The 25,885-nt window shown below is 44.5% G+C and carries 21 protein-coding genes; 8 read left to right on the top strand and 13 right to left on the bottom strand.

Annotated features, from left to right (window positions below; genetic code table 11):
• Positions 1–3: 3 nt before the first annotated feature.
• From QUB25_RS24090 to psaK, 3 genes are all read right to left on the bottom strand, one after another.
• On the bottom strand, positions 4–1,953 hold the full coding sequence (locus tag QUB25_RS24090) for an adenylate/guanylate cyclase domain-containing protein (protein WP_333186919.1): 1,950 nt from the start codon (positions 1,951–1,953) through the stop codon (positions 4–6).
• 81 nt (positions 1,954–2,034) lie between these two features.
• A complete protein-coding gene (locus tag QUB25_RS24085) occupies positions 2,035–3,231 on the bottom strand; it encodes a site-2 protease family protein (RefSeq protein ID WP_333186916.1) in 1,197 nt (398 codons plus the stop codon).
• 80 nt (positions 3,232–3,311) lie between these two features.
• The gene (gene psaK / locus QUB25_RS24080; protein ID WP_333047772.1) at positions 3,312–3,596 is read right to left on the bottom strand and encodes a photosystem I reaction center subunit PsaK; all 285 of its coding nucleotides are present in this window, start codon (positions 3,594–3,596) and stop codon (positions 3,312–3,314) included.
• A 133-nt stretch (positions 3,597–3,729) separates the two neighbouring features.
• On the opposite strand from psaK, the gene QUB25_RS24075 reads away from it, so the two are divergent.
• Positions 3,730–4,377, top strand: coding sequence for a phosphoribosylanthranilate isomerase (locus QUB25_RS24075; protein ID WP_333186912.1), 648 nt, complete (start codon positions 3,730–3,732; stop codon positions 4,375–4,377).
• Between the two features lie 133 nt (positions 4,378–4,510).
• Here the strand turns inward: QUB25_RS24075 and QUB25_RS24070 are convergent, their stop codons facing one another.
• On the bottom strand, positions 4,511–4,801 hold the full coding sequence (locus QUB25_RS24070) for an acylphosphatase (RefSeq protein WP_333186911.1): 291 nt from the start codon (positions 4,799–4,801) through the stop codon (positions 4,511–4,513).
• Positions 4,802–4,860: 59 nt separating this feature from the next.
• On the opposite strand from QUB25_RS24070, the gene QUB25_RS24065 reads away from it, so the two are divergent.
• The gene (locus tag QUB25_RS24065) at positions 4,861–5,412 is read left to right on the top strand and encodes a CPBP family glutamic-type intramembrane protease (protein ID WP_333186908.1); all 552 of its coding nucleotides are present in this window, start codon (positions 4,861–4,863) and stop codon (positions 5,410–5,412) included.
• 45 nt (positions 5,413–5,457) lie between these two features.
• Positions 5,458–6,756: a HEAT repeat domain-containing protein gene (locus QUB25_RS24060; RefSeq protein WP_333186906.1), complete on the top strand. Its 1,299-nt coding sequence runs from the start codon at positions 5,458–5,460 to the stop codon at positions 6,754–6,756.
• Between the two features lie 311 nt (positions 6,757–7,067).
• On the opposite strand, the gene QUB25_RS24055 is transcribed toward QUB25_RS24060, so the two are convergent.
• Complete coding sequence (locus QUB25_RS24055; RefSeq protein WP_445251981.1) at positions 7,068–9,158, bottom strand: BamA/TamA family outer membrane protein; 2,091 nt, start codon at positions 9,156–9,158, stop codon at positions 7,068–7,070.
• 100 nt (positions 9,159–9,258) lie between these two features.
• A complete protein-coding gene (locus QUB25_RS24050; protein WP_006634481.1) occupies positions 9,259–9,459 on the bottom strand; it encodes a hypothetical protein in 201 nt (66 codons plus the stop codon).
• Positions 9,460–9,617: 158 nt separating this feature from the next.
• Between QUB25_RS24050 and QUB25_RS24045 the strand changes: the two genes are divergently transcribed.
• From QUB25_RS24045 to QUB25_RS24035, 3 genes are all read left to right on the top strand, one after another.
• Positions 9,618–9,947, top strand: a complete 330-nt coding sequence (locus tag QUB25_RS24045) for an alpha/beta fold hydrolase (RefSeq protein WP_333186901.1) — start codon at positions 9,618–9,620, stop codon at positions 9,945–9,947.
• A 36-nt stretch (positions 9,948–9,983) separates the two neighbouring features.
• The gene (locus QUB25_RS24040) at positions 9,984–10,448 is read left to right on the top strand and encodes an alpha/beta hydrolase (protein WP_333059404.1); all 465 of its coding nucleotides are present in this window, start codon (positions 9,984–9,986) and stop codon (positions 10,446–10,448) included.
• A 129-nt stretch (positions 10,449–10,577) separates the two neighbouring features.
• A complete protein-coding gene (locus tag QUB25_RS24035) occupies positions 10,578–12,059 on the top strand; it encodes an ATP-binding protein (RefSeq protein WP_333186898.1) in 1,482 nt (493 codons plus the stop codon).
• A 121-nt stretch (positions 12,060–12,180) separates the two neighbouring features.
• Here the strand turns inward: QUB25_RS24035 and QUB25_RS24030 are convergent, their stop codons facing one another.
• From QUB25_RS24030 to QUB25_RS24015, 4 genes are all read right to left on the bottom strand, one after another.
• Entirely contained in the window at positions 12,181–12,534 is a 354-nt protein-coding gene (locus QUB25_RS24030; protein ID WP_333040608.1) for a slr1659 superfamily regulator, read from the bottom strand.
• Positions 12,535–12,600: 66 nt separating this feature from the next.
• Positions 12,601–13,209, bottom strand: a complete 609-nt coding sequence (locus QUB25_RS24025) for a DUF6272 family protein (RefSeq protein WP_333059402.1) — start codon at positions 13,207–13,209, stop codon at positions 12,601–12,603.
• Between the two features lie 31 nt (positions 13,210–13,240).
• Positions 13,241–14,476 (bottom strand): adenylate/guanylate cyclase domain-containing protein, encoded by a 1,236-nt coding sequence (locus tag QUB25_RS24020; RefSeq protein WP_333186895.1) that lies wholly within the window; start codon positions 14,474–14,476, stop codon positions 13,241–13,243.
• Between the two features lie 156 nt (positions 14,477–14,632).
• Entirely contained in the window at positions 14,633–16,777 is a 2,145-nt protein-coding gene (locus tag QUB25_RS24015) for a SpoIIE family protein phosphatase (RefSeq protein ID WP_333186892.1), read from the bottom strand.
• A gap of 175 nt (positions 16,778–16,952) precedes the next feature.
• Here QUB25_RS24015 and QUB25_RS24010 point away from each other — a divergent pair, with 175 nt between their 5' ends.
• Positions 16,953–17,312 carry a VOC family protein gene (locus QUB25_RS24010; RefSeq protein WP_333059399.1) on the top strand — a complete coding sequence of 120 codons (360 nt, stop codon included), beginning with the start codon at positions 16,953–16,955 and terminating at the stop codon, positions 17,310–17,312.
• A gap of 3 nt (positions 17,313–17,315) precedes the next feature.
• Positions 17,316–18,596, top strand: coding sequence for a recombinase family protein (locus QUB25_RS24005; protein ID WP_333186890.1), 1,281 nt, complete (start codon positions 17,316–17,318; stop codon positions 18,594–18,596).
• Between the two features lie 49 nt (positions 18,597–18,645).
• Here QUB25_RS24005 and QUB25_RS24000 read toward each other — a convergent pair whose 3' ends face one another.
• The 3 genes from QUB25_RS24000 to QUB25_RS23990 form a co-directional block, all read right to left on the bottom strand.
• Positions 18,646–19,863, bottom strand: a complete 1,218-nt coding sequence (locus QUB25_RS24000) for an adenylate/guanylate cyclase domain-containing protein (protein ID WP_333186938.1) — start codon at positions 19,861–19,863, stop codon at positions 18,646–18,648.
• 195 nt (positions 19,864–20,058) lie between these two features.
• Positions 20,059–23,739 (bottom strand): GAF domain-containing protein, encoded by a 3,681-nt coding sequence (locus QUB25_RS23995; protein WP_333186887.1) that lies wholly within the window; start codon positions 23,737–23,739, stop codon positions 20,059–20,061.
• Positions 23,740–23,844: 105 nt separating this feature from the next.
• Positions 23,845–25,398 carry an ATP-binding protein gene (locus QUB25_RS23990; RefSeq protein WP_333186884.1) on the bottom strand — a complete coding sequence of 518 codons (1,554 nt, stop codon included), beginning with the start codon at positions 25,396–25,398 and terminating at the stop codon, positions 23,845–23,847.
• Positions 25,399–25,885 lie beyond the last annotated feature (487 nt).

Genomic DNA, 25,885 nt, shown 5'->3' with positions numbered 1-25,885 from the left:
TTTTTATTTCTGTTTTATTCCCAAAATCCGGTAGACATTAACTTTTTCTTCCCTCCCTTTTAAAGGTAAAGCTCCCCAAGATTCTACCTCAAATTTGTCAGCCAGATGCAGAAAGGTTTCTTCTGCAATCAATATCCGGCAAGTGTCCTCTTGCCGATGCTTTTCGCAGCTTTCCAGGCGAGAGGCAATATTAACGCTATCGCCGATCACTCCATATTCTAAACGGGTTGTGCCTCCCAGACTACCCACCATAACAGGCCCTGTAAAGATGCCTACTCGCATTTTTGCGGACGGCAAACCGCGAGCGAGCCAATTTTGATTCATTTGTGGCAAGCGCGAACTTATAGCTAGAGCGCAAGATACGGCGAGGCGAGCATCTTCTGCAATTTCTTCTGGAGTGGTGCGGGGAATGGGTACGCCAAATACTGCCAGCATTCCATCTCCGGTAAATTTATTTATCACGCCTTGATGTGCTTGGACTTCTTGTGCCATTGCTGATAAATACTCATTTAACCAACTCATTACTACTTCTGGTGGTAGTTTTTCGGAGATTGTACTAAAACCCTGCAAGTCTGTGAGGATGATGGTAGCAGTAACTTTTTGCCCTGGTAATAACCCTGATTCGAGCAGATGGACGCGCTCTTTCCAGAGGGCATTTGCGATCGCAGGTGATGTTTGTTGTCCTAATAACTTCATTACAATCCCTTGCTGTTGCCTCGACTGCTCGTATTTATAGGTGACTGCGACTCCTGCGGTGATTAAAAGTCCCAGGGCTGGAGCGATTAGAGGTATCCACCCCTGTTGAATGAATAGGAAAAAGGTGAATCCCGCTAATGAGGCGCAAGCTGCGATCGCGATCGCGATCAAATTCAGCGATTTTTCTAGCCGCCAAGCTAAACAGCCGCCCACTGCACTCCAAACAGCGATCCAGAGGATTTCTTGCCATTCATCCCAATACCAAAATAGCCCTTTGCCATCTAAAGCTGCGCTCAGAATTTGGCTAGTAGCCGTTGCGTGAATTAATACCCCAGGCATCGGCTGGTTTCCGCTTGCAGTAGCGCTGTAAGGAGTAAAAAAGAAATCTTTGACACTTAGGGCTGTAACGCCTACTAGCACTATTTTACCCTTCACCAATTTAGGCTCAACTTTTCCCTCCAAAACTTGAGTTAGTGTCACGGTATTTGCTATATTTTCAGCAGAGCGGTAATTGAGTACGACTTGATACCCTTCTGCATCTATGTTCTGATAACCTCCTGAGTCCGATATCAACTTTGAAAATACTGTTTTATCTACCTGAACTTCGTTTTTTTGTGTTTTTTTACGAGCTATTTTTTTGCTGTTAAAATAGGCAAAAGCTAGTCGCATCGAAAATGAATACACAGTTTTTTTGCCATCGCCCCTCAACATCAAATTTCGACGCACTATACGGTCTGGATCGACTACTACATCGTTAAATCCTACTCGCTTGTCTGGTATATTGGGAGGTGGTGGCACTCGCTCGGACTCAGAGCTGCCGATGAAGGTAATGGGGATTACTTTGGGGTTTTTCCATTGAGTGACTAATTCTGCATTCCCCGGTTCGTAGGGAGTAGTGCGAAGCATATCTATGCCAATAGCTGTGGGTTCAAGACGCGCTATTTCTGCGATAGCTTTTGCTAAAGTGCGATCAGAAATCGGCCATTTTTCAATAGTATTAATATCGTTCTCAGTGATGGTCACTATCAGCAACCTGGGGTCAGGGCCCGGATCTGGCCGCAACTGCACCATGAGGTCGTAAGCATTTAATTCTAGTGGCTGCAACCCGCCTAAATGCCGCACACCCAATAGAGTTCCGGTCACGACAATCCAGATAATAGCAAGAGATTGCAAGTCAGGGAAGGGGAAGAAATAAGTTAAGTTTTTCCAACGTCTCTCCGCCAATTTATGATAAATTCTATTAAAGAATTTGGGCATAAAATTTTTTGCTTTAACCCTCATTGCCAAAGTTTGCTACATCTTAACTTATCACTAATGCCCCTTACCGATGCCCAATTTTTAATTTTCCTGTGCGGTTTTGGCGATCGCACTTAACTGCAATCCCTGCGGATAGCTGTTTTCTTCTTTGCTGCGCTTGATGTCGGCGATTGAAATCTGGGGTTTGAGGTATTTTGCTAAAACTTTAACCACGTCGCCCCGATCGATCGTCCCCGCTACTGAACCAATCGGCGAGAGGACGATGATTCGGGGGAGTTGGCGGGCTTCCATGCTGTTAATTACTTCTGCGATGGATGCTTTTTCGGAAACTGTGGGGGTTTTTCCCAGGGGTTTCAAAATGTTGTGCAAAGTCTGAACTTGCCATTGACTGCGTTCTGTGAAGCGGATATCGTCGATCGACACTAAGCCCAAATCCCGGCCGTTGGTCGCAGCAATGTAAAATGGAAACGGATTGACTTCTAACAAATAGCGATCGGCAAATTCTCGCAGAGTCAAATCTGCATCTACAACTCGAAACTCGCGACTCATCGTATCGCTGGCTTTAATTTTGAGCAGGGCTTCTTGCAGCGAAGTAACTTGGCTATAAGCAGTGGCATTGCGAATGCCAAACCAGCCGATCAGCGCAATCCACAAGCCGCCGTACTCGCGCGCTAACAAGCATAAACTCAGACCCAAAGCAACAGCCAGCCAACCTAAAACTTGTCCTGTTTTTGCTGCCCAGCGAACGCCGGCAAATCGAGAGCCGGTGATTTTCCAAATTGCTGCTTTTAAAACTTGTCCTCCATCCAAAGGCAGACCGGGAATTAAGTTAAATAATCCCAAAACGAGATTGATTAGTGCTACCCTTTCGGTGACAATTGCTAGCAAACTTTTCGGGGGCAGAACTTGAGAACCCAAACCGAGGATTAAAAACAGCGCAAAGCTGACGAGAGGGCCGGCAATAGCTACTTGAAAAGCTTGACCGGGAGTTTTTGATTCCGAGTCGATCGAAGCTACTCCGCCAAATAAGAATAAAGTAATAGAATTAACTTTAATGCCTTGCGATATCGCGGCCAAGCTGTGTCCGAGTTCGTGCAAGAGCACGGAAGCAAACAGTAGCAGAGCTATTGCTAACCCCGCACTCCAGGAGAGCGCAGGCCCCCATAGGCGGTAACTGCTGGCGTATTCGCGGGTTGCTAAAGCTAAAATTATAAACCACGAATAATCTATAACTAGGGGGATGCCAAATAAAGAGCCGATTCGCCAACCTGTCTGCATGAAGTTTCCTGGGAAAGGAGAGCAAGAAAGAGTTTCTATTATATCTTTTCTACCCCTTGCCTTTGCCTTTCCCCTGATTTTTACAGAACTCCGGCGTTACCCAAGCCCAAGATTACTCCGGCTCCGAGCAAGTGACCGAAGCTGGCTGTTGCCAGCAATTCTGGTACGCCGAAGCCTTTGAACATTCCAGGGAGTGCAACGGGTAAAGCTGGGCCCTTGCCTCGGTTTTGCTTGGAGATGCCGTAGTAGCCGATCGTGATCGCCAGCAAATTACATAAAATCATTGTCAGTCCTACCATTGGCGACCACTCCGGTGTTGAGGGAGCGGTAGATTGTACGGCTAACAGCAAAGATGAGTTGATCATGTTCTTATCTCCTGATTTCACAGATAAATTGATTTCCAAGATTATAAAAAGCGGTTTGCATTAAACTAAGATTTGTTTTAATAGTTAACAATTCGTTGATATTTTGATACAACTGCGGAACCGAGGAGGAAGAGTGCGGGTTAAAATTTGCGGAATCACTAAATTAGACCAAGGAATTGCGATCGCCCGTTTGGGAGCCCAGGCTTTAGGGTTTATCTGCGTGCCGGCTTCCCCCCGCTATGTCAGCCCAGAAACAATTCGCCTGATTGTCGAGCAGTTGCCGGAAAATGTCGATCGCATCGGCGTTTTTGCCAACACCACAATAGAAAATATATGTCAAGTAGCGGCAGAGTCAAATTTAAGCGGGGTGCAGTTGCATGGAGATGAAACAGGGGAATATTGCAATCGACTGCGGGAGTTTTTGCCGGGAATTGAAATTATCAAAGCCCTGAGAGTTAAGACTCCTGAAACTTTAGCCACCGCTGCTGTTTATGCTGTTCGTGTCGATACTTTACTACTGGATGCTTACCATCCAGAGCAATTGGGCGGTACTGGTAAAAAGATCGACTGGAGGATGTTATCAGAGTTTAGACCGCAGTGTCCTTGGTTGCTGGCGGGCGGTTTAACACCCGATAATATTTTAAATGCAATTGATAGCGCGATCGGCAATAACTTCAGCGGTGTTGATCTTTCTAGCGGCGTAGAAATAGCGCCGGGAGATAAAGATTTGACCAAAGTTGCTCAGTTGTTTGCTAATTTAAGTCAACTTGCTCATCATTGATCAATTGGCAATACCAAATTCGCGCTTTTTATCGGATTTATTCTTTAGTCTGCTTGGGCGAAGCCTGCCGTAGACTAGGCAGACTTCGTTTGTATAGTAGCGGTTTCAACCGCAGTTTATTTCCTTTATTGTTTTATCGGCGGATCTCAAAAGTGCACTCGCCCTCCGGGTCTTCGTATTCCAAAACCAACTCACTAACCGTAGCACCGGTGGGGCCGCGGCGGCACCAACTAATCATTTCTTCCACAGCTTTTTTGGCTCCTTCAAAGACAGCCTCGACGCGCCCATCGGGCAGGTTTCTTACCCAGCCGCCCAGGCCGAAATACTTTGCTTGATTCCTCGTTGAATATCGGTATCCTACTCCTTGAACTAATCCGGAAACAAAAACGCGAACTCTGACGGGCGGCAATGATTGGTTTTGCATAATAAACGGCTCAACTTACTGCTAACATCTGTTTGAAAATTTTAAGGATCAGTTTGATTATGTTAAATTTTAGTGCGATCTCGCTGCCGGGATTCCTGATACGCCGTATCACCCTGGCTTTTTCAACTATTCCCGATTTCACTGATTGGCTGGTTGCAGCTATGCTCGCGCTGGTTTACACTTCGATCGCTCTTTCCGTGGGTTTTTGGTCGGGATTTCTAAAAGTAGACGTGCAAACCTCTCGGCGTACAATTGTGGGAGTGCTTCTTGGCTGTTTGTTAAGTCCGGGCATCACCGAGGAATTATTGTTCCGGGTGTTAATGCTGCCGCACCCGTTCGAGAAGGCTTCTGGGTTAATGCTGTGGGTTTGGGGATGTGCGAGTTTGGCGGTTTTTGTAGTTTACCACCCGCTGAACGCGCTAACTTTTTACCCGGTTGGTCGATCGACCTTTATGAATCCAGTGTTTTTGCTACTGGCGGCAATTTTGGGAGTTGCGTGCTCCCTCGCATACCTGCAAAGCGGTTCTATCTGGCCTGCGGTGGCGGTTCACTGGCTAGCAGTGACAGGCTGGCTGTTGCTACTGGGCGGTTACAGGAGGCTGTATGGTTAAATGTAAAAAGTCCAGCATCACTATTTTGTCGGGAGGATCTCAGTTGTGGGTATCATAGGAGCGATCTTAGGTTTTTTGGCAGGGGTAGCAGTTGCTTACTGGTTAGTGGAAAAGCGCTTAAACAAGCAAAAACAAGAATACTTGCAGCAAACTAGCAGAATTAGTGAAGAAATAGAATTAGCTCAGATGTCTCGGGTGCGACAAGCTGTCGAATCTCAGCAACAAGAACGCGAAAATCAGCTTAGAAAAGCTACTATCGAACACGAAAATTTACTCAGACAAGTTACTACCCAATACGAAAACCAGCTCAAACAAGTTGCGGCTCAATATGAAAATCAGCTCCAACAAGTTTTGGCCGAACGCGACAGTCAGATCCAACCAGTTGCCAGCGTAGACGAGTACGAGCTGCGGCGACAAATCAGCGAGGAATTAGAAGTCGCTAACAATGCTAGGATGCAGCAAAATATCCAATCTTTGCAAGCTGAACACGAACATCATTTACTCAGAGTTGCTGACGAATTGCATATAAATTATCAAGCTCAGATGGAGCAACATTTGCAAAACCTGCAAAATGAACACGAAATTCGCTTGAGGCAAATTGCCGAGGAATATGAGAACCGCGAGGTTGAGATGCAGTTAAATATGGAGGCTTTGCAAGAGCAATACGAGAGTCAGTTGCAAGCGGCTCACGAGCAGTTGAGAGAGCACGAAGCTCAGATGCAAGCTACTATCAGGTCTTTGCAAGATCAGTACGAGAGTAATGTACAACAAGAAGTCCCGGAGGAGCAGTTCAGTCAGTTAAATCCCACAGAATTTGGAAAATATTTACCACAAGAAGAAGTTTGGCAGGAACAGTCAAGTGAGTTAAATCAAACAGAAGTTCAAGAAGAGTTAAATTACACAGATTTTTCGGAACCACAACAAATTGATTTACATCAACCAGCAGTAGAACCACAGCTTCCAATTACCAGACAAGCAACAAGCTATTCCCTACCGCAGTTGATGGGATGTGTTCAAAGTCAGGACAAAGAAACCCGCAAGTTTGCAGCGTCTGCTTTAGGTAAAATGGCTGCTGCTAATGCTCTGAGAGCAGAAGGTCAGCGGGCAATAGAAACCTTGGGAAAATTAGCTCAAGATATTCAGCCGGAGGTCCGCCAAGCTGCTGTGGAAGCACTAGCAATGATTAAGTCTGAAAAAGTGATTCCGCTGCTACAAAAAGCTTTGCGAGATATAGATAGCGGTGTGGCTAAATCGGCAAGTGCTGCGCTCAATAAGTTTAAGTTTTATCCGCGCACTCCGGCGGCTAAGCCGAAAACTGTTGATGTAAAGAAACCAAAGCGTTAAGCATTTACGAGCCTAAATAAATATAGCAATTGTCAATTGTCTACCACACAGTAGGGATACAACATTGTTGTGTCCTTACCGAGGTGCTGTATTTTACTCAATTTCGATTAGTACCACTTTGGAGGTTGGGTTGAGCAAAGAAATCCAACTCAATTATTGATCGACAACTCGCCCAATCCTTAGCAGCAATTACCGACACCCCGCCAGCCGAGGCCGGTAGGTTTGATGATACCCTGCCAACGGCTTTGGCGGCAATTGAGTCGCGCAAAATCTGTTTAAGATTGTGGTTTAACCGATCTGTTGTACTACTGTTAAAAACGTTGCTTTGTACCGAGTATAAATTTGAGGTCGCCGGAGTCGCTAACAGCCATATCTAAGCGAATTAATCCAAAGGACGATCGCACCCTCACACCCACCCCAACACCTGCCCCAGTCCCCGGTTTGTCCCTGACTACCGCCGGTTTTCCGAGTACGCTATCTCCTGTTCCTAAATCCGACGCAAAATCAACAAATATTACGCCGCCCACATCCTGACCCACAGGGAACCGATATTCGCCGGAAGCCAAAAAATAACTCCGGCCACTGCCAATATCCCCGCTATCGTAACCCCGCACGGAATTGCGGCCGCCGAGGCGAAAAGCTTCCGTTGGTGGCAAATCCCCGATTACCGTACCCGCTTGCAAGTTAAAAGCCAGCATTTCGGGCAAGGCTTCGGACTCGCTGAGCCCCAGGAAAGTTAGTGGTACATAGTGTATATAATTTGCTAACAGCCTGTTGCTCACAATGTTACCTCGTCCCAGAGGTATCGACTGCTCGGTGCTGAGGCTGAGAATCGAGCCACTGGTGGGGTTGAAGGGATTGTCCCGCCGATCGCGCATTGCGCCAAAAGAAACAGTGTATAACTCGTCAACGCCGCTGCCGCTGAATGTGAGAGGATTGCCGAGTTCGTCGCGGCGGGCGATATTTAAGTTGCGATCGCGCGTACTGATGTTTGTATAGTTCAGTCCCAAAGTCGATTGCCAATCGCCCAAAGGTCTGGTAAACCTGAGATTTCCCCCCATCCGAATTTCCCGAACTCGGTTCCCGTTGGGCAAATCAATATCTTTGTTGAAAATTTCCGATATTCTGCGATCGCCAAAAGCTCTCACACTGTATCCCAAACGGTCTTCGGCGGCAACGTAAGGGCTGACAAACTGGACATCGTACTGGATACCTCGGAGGCTGGGCTGAAGATCCACCGCTAGCCGCTGTGGCGTTGTGCCGAAAGTTCGATCGGTATAGGAAAGAGGAACAGCAACGCCAACATCATCACTAAGACTGGCACTTACGCTAAAAGATCGAGCCGATCGCTCTTGAACGTTGTAGATTACATTAACATCCGTGCCAACTTCTTCGATCGAAACCGTAACCTTGTCAAACAATCCCAATTGCTGCAACTGCTGCAAGTCCGATCGTACAACTTCCCGGCTGTAGTTATCCCCCGCCTTGAGTTTGAGCTCACCTCGGATAAAATCTTCCGAAATTCTGCCCTCAACCGGATTCCCTTTTTTATCAACAGCTTCGCCTCGGGAATTGACAAAGCGAATTTTCACCTCTGCAACGTAAACGCCCTCAGCGTTGCCTGCTTGACTGATTTGTAGAGTACCGCCTAGCTGTCGGGCGTTGCTGTTTACTGCTTCGGGGATTTCGGGGTTTGCCGCGATCGTCGCCGGAGTTTTTAACGATGTAAAATCTTTATTGTGGCTGGACTTGAGTGATATCAATTCCGGTTGCACCGGAATGATTGTTGACTGTTGACTGGTGACTGTTGACTGTGGACTCCGGGTGGAAAAACTCAATGGTTGAGTGTTAACTGTTGACTCAATTTTATTATTGTGATGCAACCGGAAACGATATGAGGGCGATTCACTAGGAGATAGCTGCGCCGCGCGTACTTCTGGAGAAGCTGCGAGCTCATCGGATGCCGGCAAATCCTGCACAGTTGGGTTCACCTCATCCGATTGGTGACTATTTAAGACTGGAAGCGATAACAAATGTCGCTTGTCATCAAGTCTAGATCCCCCTAAATCCCCCTTAAGAAGGGGGACTTTGAGTATATTTCTTGTCCCCCCCTTATTAAGGGGGGTTAGGGGGGATCTAGACTTCGCTACAAACAAGAGAGACGGTCGGTTTGACGTTAAGTTATCACCAATGACCTCATCCTCCCTCTGCGCCCTCTGCGCCTCTGCGGTTCCCTCTCTAAACTCCGCCTCAGTCGGTGTGGCACTCGGATCGATCGCCCGCGCTGCCAATTGGCCGCCACCCAGCGCCGCCAAAGTCAAAAATGCAATAATCGAAATTCGCATAGACATTAAATTTAAAACACACCGAACGCATATTACCCAAAACCGGGCCCCCTGCATAATTAGCCGAAAAGAAACCCGGTATTGTTGAGGCTACCGGGTTTCTGGGATGCTGAAATGTGCGAAAGTTCGATCGACCGCGGGCGATCGTAAAATTTGTTTAAATAGCTTGTCGAGAAACTCGTTTCTCAAAATGAGCCTGAGTCTGCTGCAACAGTTGTTCGCGACTATCCTTAGCGGTGGTAATGGTAGGGAGCAAGTTGCGAGCTTGTAAAGTCATGTGAAGCTGTAGGTGTGCTACGTACTCACTGACATCTTCGCGAAGAGAGCAAGCCGGGTACTGTTTTAAAGTAGAGTTCAAAGTGTTCTCCTGCTTTGAGTTTGTAGTATTTTCTAATAATCATAGACAATATCATGGTCTATTTCTAACTGTGTACTCCGTAATGAAGTTTAACCTTTGGACTGCTTTTTTGTTACAATTCTTTACAAAAATTTCTTACCTATCAGGAGTCGAGTCCCATGCAGTCTCAAGCACTTGCAGGACAAAAGCACATATTAAGTACATTTGTCAATAGCACCACCCAAACAGCCGCCTACCTCGACATCGGGTGCGGCAGACCCTTATTGATGCTGCACGGTTTCTTAGGAGAAAAGACTTGCTGGCTGCCATTAATTGAGTTATTGCAATCTCAGTTTCGGTGCATCAGTTTAGATATGTTGGGTTTTGGAGAATCCAGCAAACCAGAAATCCGCTACGACGTAGCTGTAGAAGTTGCTTTTGTGTGGCAAGTTGTAGAACAACTAAATATCGAACCATGCTGCATCATCGGACATTCTTTTGGCGGTTGAGTAGCATCTGCATATTCCCTCAAATATCCTAATTCTGTGAGCAGTTTAGTGTTAGCAGCACCAGCCGGAATTCGGGAGGACAGTTTTTGCGGTCAATACGATGCTTTGCGGCCGCTGTTGTGGGAAACCCCAGCCGTTGATTGGGCCTTGCAGTTGGCAAAACCTTTTGCTAGTTTAGCGGGAAAAAGTGAGCAATTGCAGCAAATTTCTGGGTGGCGCAGGGAGTTAATGTCTCAACCAGTAGCAAGGTCATTTTTAATGAGTCGGATGCGGCCAGAAGATGCAGTTGATACAGTAGAAAAAGAAATTCACCAATTGCAAATTCCTACCTTAGTCATCGCAGCAGATAGTGACGAAACAATTCCTCTATGGCACTGTGAAACCTACGCTAACGAGATACCGGGGGCAGAGTTAGCAATTATTCCCAATGCTGATCACGGCTTGCCGCAAACTCAAGCTCAAATTATGGCGAAGTTGACTTGTGAATTTTTGAATAATTAAGAAAAACTGTGCAAGAAGCCTAATCATAAAAAGTGTGATAAGCCACCAAGTGCCAATAATTGTGTTTTAGTATACTACTTTATTAGGAAATACAGAATATATTGATTAGTGTCTTGTACAATTATTTTTATGGCTCTTAAATCTTGTGTCAGCACGAGCTACAGACATTTAGTTGAGTCGGGGATATTACCAATGGCGGCAATGAGGAACTATTTTAATCTGGAAGAAATTACGACAGCCAGAAAAATTAGTGCTGCGGTAATTAACATCAGCGGCCGCCAGCGAATGCTTTCCCAACGAACGGCTTTTTTTTGCATGAGGTTAGTTTGCTCTCAGAATGGGGTAGAAAGATCCCAACTGCGGGTGAATTTGTTAGAAGCGATCGAGCTTATGGAAAAATCGCACCGCGACTTAATTAATATTGGTAGCAGCGTCAACTTAGTGAGTCCCCCTTCAGGCGCCCTCAAGGCAATGTATTTTGAGCCGCCACTGTATTTAGACAAGCAAGTGCGCGCATATATCGATCGAATAAAAGCATTGGTGCAAGTTCCCGATGCCGAACTCATGCTGGAAAATCCCCACCTGCTGTACATTGTCGAAGCAGCGGGCGGCGACTTGCTAGAAGCTTTCGATGCCGTGGTGAGTCAATACCAGCAAGAAAGCGAAATAGAACAATTTGAAATCGACCTCAAACAGGTAGAACTTTATCAAGAAAGTTGTGCTGCTACCTCGAAAGCGGAAGCTCAAGCCGCCCAGCTCGATCGCGCACTTCGCGAACTAAAACAAACTCAAGCTCAACTCCTCCACAGCGAAAAAATGTCTTCGCTGGGGGCGTTAATGGCTAGTATCGTCCACGAAATTAATAACCCAGTTAGTTTTATTTACGGCAACTTGAGCCATGCCGCAATTTATACTCAAGATTTGTTGCACCTGCTGTGTCTCTATCAAGAATGCTATCCCAATCCCTGTCCAGAAATCACAGCTAAAATCGAAGAGATAGATCTTGGTTTTCTAGTTGAAGACTTGCCTAAAGTTATCTCTTCCATGCAAATGGGTTCCAATCGCATTCGCGAAATTGTCAAATCTATGGGCAATTTTTCGCGAACCGATAACAGTAACATGACCATGTGCGACTTGCACGACAGCATTGATAGCACCGTGTTAATTTTGCGAAACCGTCTCAATTCTCAAATAGACCGTCGCGACATTCAAGTAATTAAAAATTATGGAAAATTGCCTCATGTAGAGTGTTATTCAGGACAGCTAAATCAAGTATTTATGAATTTAATTACCAATGCCATCGATGCTTTGGACGAGACATCACAAAATCAGCCCTATGCTGCGCTCAAAATTTCGATAACCACAGAATTAGCTGGGCCCGATCGCGTGAGAGTGCGGATTGCTGACACGGGGCCCGGAATGACACCACAGATAAAAGAGCGAATGTTCGAGCAGTTTTTCACCACCAAGGAAATCGGTAAAGGTACCGGTTTAGGATTGTCTATTGTCTACAAAATCTTAGTAGACAATCACCGAGGATCGCTTCGGTGCGAGTCGGAACCCGGCAAGGGAACCGAGTTTATCATTGAACTGCCGATCCAGCAAACTTAAGCAATTTACTAATCATCCACATTTATCTATGTTAACTGTTGCACGGGCGTCCTGCCTGTGTTAACTGTGTGTGGCACGGGCGTCCCGCCTGTGTTAACTGTAGTTAAAATTTACACATATCCTACGCTAATTCTAGCTTCAAAGTTGGCAACAGCTTTTCTAAATTTCTGAGAGATTTCTGTTGCCAAGGAATATCATTTGAACCCAATACCAAAAGTTGAATCGTTTTCTTTTTCCGGACGCTAATGACAAATTTAGACAGCATACTGATACCAGAACTGTTAACAAATTCCAATTGTTTTAGGTTCAAGGTAATAGTAGGCGGTTCGCCATTGGCGACCTCATCTAACAATTCGGCTATTGGGGCATATTCTGGAGGGCCACTCAGGCTGAGTTCGCCTTGGAAAGTGACTGTGACTGATTCTGGATCGTACTGAATGCTGTAATCTTCACCTTTAATTTCTTGAATGCCCATTGTGATTTGGTTTCCTGACTAATATATTGCGATCGCACAAGAGAGTAAATATTGAAATGCTAGAAACTAGACCCTAATTTGAACGACAGTCGTAACAATGATGGTATCACTATCTGGCCTGCGATCGAATTTCCAACCTATCTTAGCTGAATAGTCATTAATCATCGTCAGCAATCCCAATCCCGAGGTATCGCTTTCAGATTCCGCATTCTTTTCAAGCTGCTGCAAATAAAGTTCATTGGGATCGGAATCGAGAATTTCTTCAATAAACTCCTTCAACTTCTTCGCCCCTTCTGGATTGACACTATTACTGGCAAAAATTACCGCCGTCACCTCGGTTTCACCAATAAAATGTATACCAAATCTGACCTTGTAATTGATATCATCCTTATTAAATTTTATCGCATTTTCTAACAGCTCGTTGGCGACATAGCTAACAGCTCCTTTGCTTTCTTTTATCCGTTTCTCACTGCTAGCATCCTCCTCATCCACCGGTAGAAAGCTAGACAAATAATCGGCTACAAAATGAGCTGAAAGCCGATTGTTGCGCCAGCGCTGTTTGATCGGGCGAGAACTGGGAGTAAATGTAAGTTCTAGGGAGTCGTGTTCAGGAGGAAAATCTTCAATGAATTCTCCAAAGATTTGTGTCATTGTTTTTAAGCTTCCAGATGTCATGATGTTTTTATCTCCAATTGATGTATTCATGTCACTTCTGAGTAAATTTCCACACGCCATTCCAGTTAGCAGGAAGACTATTTTCTAACAGCAATTGGATGCGTTTTAGGTAAAGTTGACTTGGCTTGTCATCTGGATTTAGTGCTACTATCTGTTCAAAACAAGCTATGGCCTTAGCAAAGTTTCCCTGACAATATTCTTGGAGTCCCTCCTCAAATATAGGCAAAGTTTGAATTTTGAGCGATCGCACTGGCTCTACTTCAACATCTAACACCTCACAAACTGTAATGGCTTCTTGTCTACCTTTGACAATAGCCCGATCTAAAAAACGGATATGATACTTTTCGGGTTGACTCAAACGTTGTACCACATCTCCAGAAATTAATAAAGATACGCCATAATACTTAGTCAAACCTTCCAGACGAGCGGTGAGATTGACATGATCTGAGAGCGCATCTGCTTGCATCCGATTCGCATCTCCAATAATCCCAACCATCGTATCACCCACATGGATACCAATGCCAATCTTCAGCGGTATATCCCCATTTATTTTACGGCTTTGATTGTATTTCTGCAACTGCTCCAATTTCACAATTCCTGCCTGAATAGCATCATCCACGCCATCAGGAAAGACTGCCATAACCCCATCTCCTATATACTTGACAATAAAACCGTTGTGCTTACGAATTTCGGGACTAATTTGCTGTAAATAGTTATTGATGAAGTCAAAGTTTTCTTGAGGAGTCATTTGCTCCGCCATCGTGGTGAAGGAACGCATATCGGAAAACATAATTGCCATCTCTTTGCTCACGTGATCTCCAAGCTGGAAATCAACCATGCTTTGCTTGCCGAGAAATTGGAGAAATTCATCGGGAACAAAACGTCCGTAAGCCTGCAAAAGTTTCTCTAATTCTTGTTCCCGCGCTTTCACCGTTTGCACCATATGGGCAAATACCTGTGCCAGTTCTCCCAGTGCATCACTGCGCGCTGCCACATCTGACAATATCTGGGGTTGAAAGCTATTGTTTTTTACAGCAATAGCTGCATCTATAACTTTTTTTACCTGCTCGATGTAAGTCTGCATCTCTCGGTTTTTATGACGGATCTGGTTTTCCAGATCCGTGGAGTGTTGCGTGATAATTTCTACTAAGGTTTCATAGCTATTTTTTTCATCCTCTACTTCCTCAAGTTTTTCACTCAACTCCTGTAGCTGCGTATGGAGCTCTTCGGGAGATTTAGATGGTGCTAAATTTATTTGTGGTTTCATAATTTATACTTCCCAATGTGGAAGCGAAAAATTGTTTGACTTCCTCGCTGTAAATTATTATAACTTACACACGCGGAACTCGAAATCCTGTTTCTGCTTCGATGCTTGACAACTAAATCCAAGACCCCTGGTAGAAACCGGGTTGACCACCGTCAATCATAAATTATGTACAATATTTCCCTGTTGCTTCAATACTAGCAAAGTAATGTCATCAAATACCTTTTGTTCTCCAATAAATTTTCGCAAATCAGCGATGGTGGCTTCCTTGATTTGTTCGGCGCTCAAATGCCAGTTTTGAGAAACCACTTCACAGAGTCTTTCGATACCGTAGAATTTTTTGTGTATGTTTCTAGCTTCGGGGATGCCGTCAGTATAAAGCACCACCCCATCCCCCGGCTCTAAGTCTACTAAAACATGGCTAATCCACTCGGAAATATCCTCATCTAAGGCGAGCGGAAATCCTAAATTTATGGTGTCTATCCGCTGGATTTGACCACCTTTCCTGATCACAAGAATTTCCTCATGTTGACCGCTGATACTAATGGTTCGCTCCGCATAGTTTAGCAAAGCCAGTGTCATATTTTTGTCGGAGTTCATGCGCTGGACATTTTTATAAATAGTGCGGTTGAGGGTATCTAAAAAACGCACCGGATCGGATTCTTGCATTTCCTGAAGAGTGCGGACAGCAGCTTGAGTCATCACCATCAAAATGCCACTTTCTAATCCGTGTCCGGTGACATCACCAATGCAAATCGTGACAACCCCGTTAGTACAAAGTACGTCGTAGTAATCACCGCCTACTTCCGAGGCTGGCTCCATAAATCCGGCAATATCTAAATCTTCAATCGCTGCGAGTTCAGCAGGTTTTGGCAGAATCAACTGCTGCATTTGTTTGAGCATATCGAGCTCGGAGCTCATGCGGAGATTTTCCGCTTTCAGGCGCTGGTTGAGAGTGGCAATTTGTTTAGTGGCTGTGGCGAGTTCAGAGGTACGTTCTTTGACTTTATCTTCTAGCGTTTCAAAGGATTCTTGCTGTTGTCTCGCCATGCTGTTAAACGAATTTCTTAAGGTTTCAATTTCCCAAATCAGACTGGAAGTAACGTTCTGGTTAAGAACACCACCTGCTAGATATTCTGAAGCTTGAGCAATTTGATTCAGGGGGCGAGTAATCCAGCTAGCGGTGAAAATACCCACTCCAACAGAGACAATTAGAGCCACAATACACAGCAAAAATGTCTGGCGAGTGTTAGCATAAATTTGCGCCATAAAGTCGGCTTCAGGAACTACTACTACAATCAGCCAATTGAGACCGTACTTGTCAGTTAGCGGAGAAACTTGGATAAATTGCCGCTCACCGTTTAGCTTAAAGTCAAGTTGAACAGTTTGATGGATGTCTTCCAAACGCTTGAATTGATCGAGCAGATAAACCACACTTTGACGCATCAATGGGTTGCTGCTTTCCTGTGCTTTGAGCCGCTTTGTATCTTTGCCTTTTCCCACTGAAAGAGGCTGTTCTTTAAGCGAGGTGGCTATTAATTCACCCTGGGGCTCAATGATAAATACTTGACCGGAATTACCCACCCTTAAGGTTTGCAAGAAGTGACGAATTTGATCTAGTCCCATCTGGCAAGTCAGCACACCAATTAGTTTCCCTTCGGGATCATAATAGGGTAGACTCGCATTAATTTGCAGCGTACCGTAGCCAAAATTAATATAAACTTCACTCCAAGCTGCCTGTTTCTTCTCAACAACAACTCTGTAAAAAGGGCGCGTGCGAACGTCATAATTGGGCGTAGTTTTGTCAATTTTTGTGGGGTTTCCATCAGCGTCAAGGTTGTAATATATCAAGTCGCCACCCCCGGAAACCAGTTGCTGGGCAAGCTGAGGTTGTTCAAGTCCAACCAGCCGATTTACCCAACCCACACGCAGGTACTGACCTTTTTCGTTGGCAATTCCCGCGTGACCGATCGAATTAAATTGCAGAACTTGTTTCCAAAAATAGGGTCGTGCTTGTTCCAAATCGTCAAAGTTCAACACCCCCAAAGGTACAGCATCCTGATTGATCTGATTCACCAATGGCGGAGCTTCCAGATAGGTTTGAACACGTTCGTAAACTCTCGCACTCACTTCCTGCCGCAACTGACTAACAATATCGTTAACTATCTGCTCTCCGTTTCTGTAAGAGAGATAGCCAACGCAGCCAACAGCCGCCAAAATTTGGAGAACAAAGGGAACTACCAAGACATTGCGGAGACGGAATTTGCCCGATCTGGAGACGATCGCACTTTTTTGAGAAACCATTGTTAAAAACACTCCCAGCGGGCAGTTGTTTGTTACAAGACTTGATAATGGATATATTAAGAGCGACTCACAATGTTATCATATCAAAAACTCAACCAACATCAAAAAATCGGCGTTCATCAGCGCTCATCTGCCTCCATCAGCGGTTACAATAAAAAAATAAATACTCAAAAAAATGCAAATTACTAACTCCGTCCACAGCGCCCTACTCATCTCCAACCTAGAAAAATCCCAAAACTTTTACAGCACCGTACTAAGACTGCAAAAAATCGATCGAGACTTAAAATTTCCCGGAATCTGGTATCAAATCGGAGACTTCCAGCTCCACCTAATTTTAGCTGCCACAATTATCCCAGATGCCGTAGACCATGCCAAATGGGGACGCAACCGACATCTAGCATTTTCTGTTGCTAACTTAGAGGCAGCCAAACAGCAGTTAATCGCTCACAATTGCCCGTTTCAAATGAGCGCGTCAGGTCGATCGGCATTATTTACCCAAGATCCCGACGGCAACATCATCGAACTCAGCGAGTAACAGATGAAAATCATCGCTTATTCTTACACCGAACCGCTACTGGAAGCAGCACCCGCACCGGAAATTTGGGGTCAAGAAGTCGATCGCACCTATCAAGACTTAGGAGGGCGACAACAACTGCAACAACTCCTCAAAGACTGCGAAACAGAACCAGTCAAATACTTATTAATTCAGCGTTTTGAAGAACTCGGCGACACCGTACAGCAAGTTTGTTCGTACCTCGCCCAACTCGAAAACCTCGGCGTCGAAATCATCGTACAAGCAGAAACAGAACCGCGAAACCGCCAAAACTTGCTGCAAATCCTCGCAGAAATCCAGCGCAGCCAACACAGCCGGAGTATTCGCAAAGGACACGCGCGCAACCGCATCAAATCCCGCATTCCACCGGGTAAGGCTCCTTACGGCTACCGGCGCGGCAAAGATTGTTATACGATCGATAAAACCACCGCCCCCACCGTCAAAGACTTTTTTGAACACTTTTTAATTTACGGTTCCTTGCGAGGTTCGGTGCGGTATTTAGCCAAGAAATACAACAAAAAAATCTCTGTAAGTACCGGCCGCCGCTGGCTGATAAATCCCGCCTACCGAGGCGATTTGGAATATCAAAACGGTCAAGTAATTTCTAACACCCACGTCCCGATTATTTCCAGAGAAGAAGCAGCCCAAATAGACAGGTTACTGCGCCGTAACCGCTGCCTTTCACCTCGCAGCGCTAGCGCCCCACGTTCCCTCGCAGGTTTAGCAATTTGTGCAGAATGCAAATCGCCGATGACAGTTGCCAAAGTCACCTCCTACCGCCAAGAAAAAGAATACCTTTATTTGCGACCGATTAACTGTCCAAAACAGCCTAAATGTAGCGGCCTTTCCTACGATGAAGTATTGCAATTAACCATTGCCGGTATTTGTCGGGATTTACCCGATGCTGTTGCTGGGTTGCAAATGCCAAATATGAATGGAATTAAAGCAGGAATTGTCAGGGCGATCGCATCCAAACAAGAAATCATAGAGCAACTTTCCGCCCTGATTGACAGCGGCATATTAGACACCGAAACGGCAGAGTTTAGAGCCTACAAAATCCGCACCGAAATTGCCGAACTGCAAAGCAAATTAGCGCAACTACCCCCAGTAAACTTGCGAGAAACGGCCCAAACTGTTTCCCTTCCACAATTTTGGCTCGATTTATCAGAATCAGAACGCAGGTTTTACTTTCGAGAATTTATCGATCGCATTGAAATCGTCCGGGAAAATACAAATTGCAAACTGCAAATTATTTTCATTTTTTAAGAATTAGCTCGACCTTCATCCAGAGCTCCTAGGTTAGATGCCCAACTTCTTAAATAAGTGAGGTATTTGGGTACTCTATTAGTTCGCTAGGAGTGGACTTCGTTTGACAAGCATCGGTTTCTACCGCTGAATTATCTTTTTTAGCTTTTAGCCAATAGACGCTCATCTCTCCTTTTCCTTTAATCGTAATCGCACCTCTTTCCTCAAATAAATACCGATCTTTTAACAGTTCGTAAATAGCCGTAGTAACTTGAATATATCCCGGTAATCCTTGACATTCCATCCGAGAAGCAACATTAACAGTATCTCCCCACAAGTCATAGATAAATTTTTTAGTGCCAATTACGCCAGCCACTACTGGCCCTGTATGAATGCCAATCCGAATTTGAAAGGGTTCGCCTCTGTCATTTTGAAAATCAGCGATCGCTTCCTGCATATCCAAGGCCATATTCGCGATCGCTTCTGCATGATCTGCCCTCGGCACCGGCAACCCCCCCGCTACCATATAAGCATCTCCAATGGTTTTAATTTTTTCCAAACCGTGTTTTTCAGTTAGTTGGTCAAACCTGGAAAAAATTTGGTTCAATACATTTACCAATTCTAGAGGTAACATTCTAGCAGCAATAGACGTAAAATCGACAATATCGGCAAAAAGAACTGTTGCTGAATCAAACCTCTGGGCAGGAGAACCCTCGCCCTTTTTCAAATTTTCAACAATCGCTGCTGGTAAAATATTCAGCAATAAATGATCCGACTTTGTTTGAGCAAGCCGTAAAGCTAGCTCCACCCCCTGCCGCTCTTTAATTTCGTTTTGCAAACGTTCGACAAGTTCCTGGGATTGCTTCGTGTGCTCTTGAAGTAACTGTTTTTGACTTTGAATTGTTAACTGATTTGCCACTCGTGCCAATACTTCTTTACCGTGAAAAGGTTTAGTAATATAGTCAACTCCTCCCACCTCAAAAGCTTTCACCTTATCTAAAACGTCATCTAAGGCGCTTAAGAAAATTACCGGAATGGAACTGGTTTTTGGTGAAGCTTTCAACTTTGCACATACCTCATATCCATTCATGTCTGGCATCATCACGTCCAGCAAAATTAGAGTTGGCGGAAACTCTTGCACTGTAGCGATCGCCCTTTGACCGTTCAGCGCTTTACGAACCTGATACCCTTGTTCGGTCAAAATTGTAGATAAAAGCCGCACATTATCGGGCTTATCATCAACTACTAAAATGTTGGCTTGAATTGTAGGATATTGATGGCTGTCCATGCGATCGCTCACGGTAGTTTGTCAAGATAACAGATATTAACACTTAAGAATTTTACCTCAAAAAAAACGAAACAGTAGAAATTCCTATTTTCTCTCCTAAAAACAGATGGCAAGGAGACGCTATTGGGGCTGAAGGTTAGGTATTTTTTAAAGAGAATAGCGTCCTAAGTTAAAATTAGTTAAAAACAGGTATTTTCACCTCGTCGCAACTGCTGACTGCGCTATATCTATAATATCGTCAAAGAGGAAATCCTGCACCAAAGTAGTTAAATATTCTGCTGCCAAAGCAAACTGGCTCGGCATTTCCTCAATCAACTTGACAATTTTATCGTCGCAACATTCATGAGCAGCATGAGCTATCTTTTCTACCCACTCAAGAGGCATTTGACCGAGTTGTGACTCGATAGATTGATTGCTAGTCACTCCGCTAATTTGGCTTTTATTTTCTAGTGGTGCATCCACAGATTGCTCGTAAATGTAACGTACTCCTAAAAGTTCTTCCATTTTCGCAAATAATATCTTTGCCTCGAAGGGTTTACGCATGAAATCATCGCAGCCAGCTCCTAAAATAGTTTGTCGTTCCTCTTCAAAAGCGCTAGCCGTAAGAGCAACTATTACAGTTTGTTTTCCGAGAGGATGAGCTTTAATTTTTCTGGTGGCTTCATAGCCATCCATGACAGGCATCTGCATATCCATCCAGATCAGGTGCGGTTGCCAATCCTCCCATACAGCAATAGCTTCTTCACCATCTCTAGCTGCTCGCACGATGAGGCCTAGTGGTGACAATAATCTCTCTATGACTAGGCAGTTATCGGCGCGATCGTCAACAACCAAAATCCGGTATTCTGGTTGATTCGGGGCTAAACTAATTACTTTTTTCTGCGGTTTAAGGATTTTAATCTCGCTGGGAGTGGCAAGACTGATTTGAATATCAAATGCAAACTTACTTCCCAACTCCGGTGTACTGCTGACAGTAATATCTCCTCCCATCATTTGTACAAATTTGCGGCTAATTGGTAAACCTAATCCAGTCCCCTGTTGAGACTTTTGACCTGTTTTTGTTTGCTCAAAGGGTTCAAATAACTTATTCATCTCTTCTGCGGCAATGCCAAGGCCAGTATCTTCAATTTCAAACTGAAGGCGTAACAATTCCGGGTGAAGGTGATTCGCGTCTACACAATCACAGTCCGCCAAGCTTTCGGACTGATTAAAACCTGTGCACCATCCGGGTTTTTTTTGTATAGCTGCGGTTTCAACCGCTAAGTTTTCGGAATGTTCAGAACCCGCGTCATCAAGCTTTGTGTCTGTGTCCGAAAACTCTGCCGTTTTAGTCCCCAAACTTTCTTCTACCTTATTTTTTACTCGCAAAGTAACGCTACCCATCTCTGTAAACTTGATCGCATTTCCTACAAGATTAATCAAAATTTGCCGCAATTTACCTTCATCTGCGGTAACAAAGTGTGGTACGCCGTCACCAACTTCTAAATTTAGCTGCAATTTCTTAGATTTAGCTTTTAATCGAAACATTTCTTCTAAGGTTTTTAGCAAGCGCATTAAATTAAAACTGCTTTCATTAAGCTGACTTCTGCCCGCTTCAATTTTGGACATTTCTAAAATGTCATTAATTAGCGCAAGCAAGTGTTCACCTGCGCGATTAATAATTTCTAGGTGCTGTTGGTGTTGATTGTTGAGAGATGAATCGCGCACCATCACCTGACTGAATCCGAGAATGGCATTCAGAGGAGTCCGCAATTCATGGCTCATAGAAGAAAGGAATTCGCTCTTGGCGCGGTTAGCTGTATCAGCAGCTACGACAGCTTTTTGTAATGCTGTTTCTGCTAATTTACGTTCGGCAAGTTCTGTTTTGGCTTGTTCAAAAAGGGTGGATTGCTTGATGGCAATTGCTAGCTGCACAGAAATTTGCTGGAGAGATTCTATCTCAGAAGAGGTCCAATGCCTGTAACTGCGGCAGTGATGAGCAATTAGTAGCCCCCATAGTTTTTCACCTTGCAAAATGGGAACCACGAGGTTAGCTTTAATTCCCAACTCGCTCAGTAAATTAACGTGGCACTCTGAAAGACCTGCCCTATAAATATTGTCGATCGCGCGCAGGTGTCCCTGCTCGTAAACAGAGACGTAGTGTTCTCGAAAACAAGGGTCATTAATGTCAATTCCCAAAATCGGCATCGTACCGATAGATACCGACTCGACAGCTATAAATCCACTCCAATCTGGGTTAAAGCGGTAAATAACTGTTCTATCAGTTGACAAAAACTGGCGGATTTCTTCAACAGCCATTGTCATTACTTCTTCTAGGTTAAGAGAGGAGCGAATCCGCTCTTGAATAGCATTCACGAGCCGCTCCCTTTTTACTTGTTGCTGCAAGGCTATTTCCGCCTGTTTGCGAGCAGTAACATCTACTCCATAACCAACGCACTCCACAGGTAGACCCGCAGCATCTTTGACTAACTTGATCTCATCGTAAATCCAGCGATAACTACCGTCTTTGTGCCGTTCGCGGTATTCGTAGGAAATCGATTCTTTTTCCAATATCTGAGCGTATGAAGTAGCAACAATCTCTCGATCTTCGGGATGAACCAGGCTATGCCAATCAAGGGAACCATCAACCAATTCTCGCGCTTCGTAACCAATCATTGAAACAACATTATCGCTGACAAATGTTACCTCATAATTTCCCCCTAATTTGCAGCTAAAAATCACCGCCGGGGTAGTCGCCAGCAAATATTGCAAGCGTTCGGTGACAGAACGCAAGTTTAACTCGGCTTGCTTGCGATCGCGAGCTTCCATTGCTAAAGCTGCGATCTGCGCCACATAGCTAGCGAAGCTTTGTTCGTCGAGCGTCCAATTCCTGGTCGTTCCCTGATGTTCTAAACAAATTACACCCGCAATTTGCCCTTTATGGGTAATAGGAACATCTAGCATGGCCGAGATGTTTAAAGGCTTCAAATAAGATTCGCTAAATTCTCGGGTGCGCGGATCGGTTTTGGCATCAACCGCTGCGATCGCCTGTTCTGTCTTCAAAGCTTGGAAATAGCTAGGATAGTCAGCAACTTTCAGTTCTGCGCCGGCGCTGTGTTGATTGGGAGTCAGTTCGTAAATATCCGCACAGCACAGTGAGGATTTATCTTCCTGATAAAACCAAATACTTGCCCGATCGACATTTAGGGTACGAGTTGCCATTTGCGTAATCTCTCTCAACGCCTCGGCGATATTTCCCTCGTAGATACTAGAATTTTTTGCTAATTCTAGCAAACCATTTTGTTGTTCGGTTAACCTAGTTTCTCGTTCCCGCAAAGCGGATTCAGCAGCTATCCTTTCTCTTATTTCTGCTTCTAAATAACCATTGATTTCTGTCAACTGTGCGGTGCGCTCTTGGACTTTAATTTCTAAATCATCATAAGCGTGGCGTAACGCTAATTCTGCATCTTCACGCACAGCAATCTCAGTCTGCAACTTGCGATTTATGGCCTCTAATTCTTGGGGGGTTTTTAAGGACAAAAACTGTGGCAATAGTGTTACCATCGAGGCGGCGGTGTAGCAGGAAACCAGTGCAGTAATTCCTTTTTCAATCCCCGACAGCCAATAAGCGGAATGCCAAAGCGTCCAAATGTCTATCAAGTGACCCGTCCCGCAGAGAATAATAAATGCACCAAATAAAGCAAATATTCCTAAAAAAGGAACATCGCGCCGCTTGAAGATAAAATAAATTAGCATCGCCGGAATTGAATAGTAGGCGATCGCGATTAAAAAGTCCCCAGTTACGTGCAGCCACACTAAAGGCGTTTGCCAAAGATAGCAATGGCCGTGAGGCATATACTGAGTAGGGGAAAAGATATTTTTGAGTGCTTCCCACATAATACTTGTTATTGGCAGATAATATGGATTTGATGATGCCTAAGTTAGACAAAAAATAAAAGAAACCGAAAAATCTAGCTGGATTCAGCATTATTTATTAACGCCTCAACCCAGCTTGTTCATAACAGCTTGCTTTTGTACTTGATGGCGATCGCCAAATTGCGATCGCAACGGAATTTCAATGATAAACTCAGTACCTCTCCCAACCTCGGAAGTGCAGCGCAAATAACCTTCATGAGCTTGAATAATTTGATAAGAAATTGCCAAACCCAGCCCGGTACCAGCACCGATAGGTTTCGTCGTATAAAATGGATCGTAAATTTTAGCGATCGCATCATAATCTATGCCCGTGCCATTATCAGCAATGTGAATCTGCACCCACTTGCCATCAACTAAAAGGGTGCGGATGCGAATTTTTAGCAGTGGGCAATAGGTGTTTTGTAAGTGGTCAGAGAAATTATTTTCCCAATAGCCGTTGGTCAAATCTCCCTGCTGTACAATCTGCTCTAAAGCGTCAATAGCATTAGAACAAATATTCATAAATACTTGGTTAAGCTGCCCAGCGTAGCATTCCAATTCTGGCAAATCTCCATACTCTTTAATCACTTGAATAGGCGGACGGTTTGGTTGTTCTTTCAAGCGGTGCTGCAAAATCATTAAAGTGCTATCAAGACCTTCATGGATATTTACCTTTTTCATATCGGCTTCGTCTAAACGGGAGAAAGTCCGTAAAGATTTAACAATTTCCCTAATTCGCTCGGCTCCAATTTTGATCGAACCCAAAAGTTTTTGCAGGTCTTTTAAAATAAAATCGAGCTCGATAGTGCGAATCTTGTCTGCAATTTCCGGCGCAGGAGTGGGGTAATAAACTTGATAAGCCTTAATCAATGCCACAATATCTTTAATGTATTCCTCAGCCGGAATCAGATTGCCATAAATAAAGTTGACAGGGTTATTTATTTCGTGGGCAACTCCAGCTACCATTTGCCCCAAAGACGACATTTTTTCAGTTTGCACGAGTTGAGCTTGAGCGCCTTTAAGTTGTTGCAGAGCGGTTTCTAACTGTTGAGTTTGTTCTAGCAGTTTAGCTTCCGAGTGCCGCAATGAATTTTCCGCCAAATAGCGATCGCGATTTTCCTGTAGCAAAAGTTCATTAGTGGATTCTAAAGCGATCGTCCTCTCCATCACCCGTTTTTCCAATTCTAGCATTAATTCCGAGAGTGCTTCTTGAGCTTGTTTGCGCTCGCCAATCTCAGTTTGTAAAGCTACATTTGCCACCGCCAATTGATTGGGACTGGGGATAGCCAAGATTTTTGGGATTAGTTCCACCAGCACTGCTGCTGTACTTAGCGAAATCAGCGCCGTAATCGCTTTAAGAAAACCAGAGAACCAATAATTAGGATGCCACAGCGTCCATATTTCCATAATATGGGTAATCCCGCAGCAGATAATAAAAGAGCCAAACAGCATGAAAACCCAGTCAAAAGGCAAGTCTTTCCGCTTATTAACAATATAAATCAGTGTGATGGGTATCAAAAAATAAGCGACGGCTATCAAACCATCGGACAAAATGTGCAGCCCCACTAATCCAGGCTTCCACAAGTAGCAATGACCGTGAGGAATAAAATAATTAGGAAAAATTTCATGAACCATTTGCATTAAATCAACTAGGTTATTTGCTAAAGTTTTTAAGACAGGATTACAGGCAAATCCAAAAACCTGCTAGCACAACAAGAAGAATTATGCTTTTGGACTTAACGCTTGTGATGAGTAAATGCAGCGATCTAAAACTACTGTTAATTAAATTAACATCAATCGACTCAGCTTTCGCAAAGTCAACTGTCACATTTTTAATTCGGCCTTCTATACCAACTGTGACACCGGCATGACATTTTGGCCAACGATCAAGAAAAACTGAGCACAGATTCGTTTCCAGTAGGAGCGCCAGCGCCCATTGAAATTAGGTTATAGCACTCAGCGATCCGTCAGACAACCGGGAAATTACCAGATTTAACGGGTATCACGGATTTCACTTAACGAAGAGAACCATTCTCCAAAGCCTGTAGAGGTAGGTTCACTCTTGTACTCTTGAAGAGTGCAGAAAGGTTAAATACACCCGCCCCCACCCCGCGAGGGAATTCTTTAT

It is taken from the genome of Microcoleus sp. B3-D7, assembly GCF_036705305.1.
Taxonomy (GTDB): Bacteria; Cyanobacteriota; Cyanobacteriia; order Cyanobacteriales; family Microcoleaceae; genus Microcoleus.
Note: the sequence above shows the minus strand (reverse complement) of the source record. Positions and strands in the feature narration are given on the sequence as shown.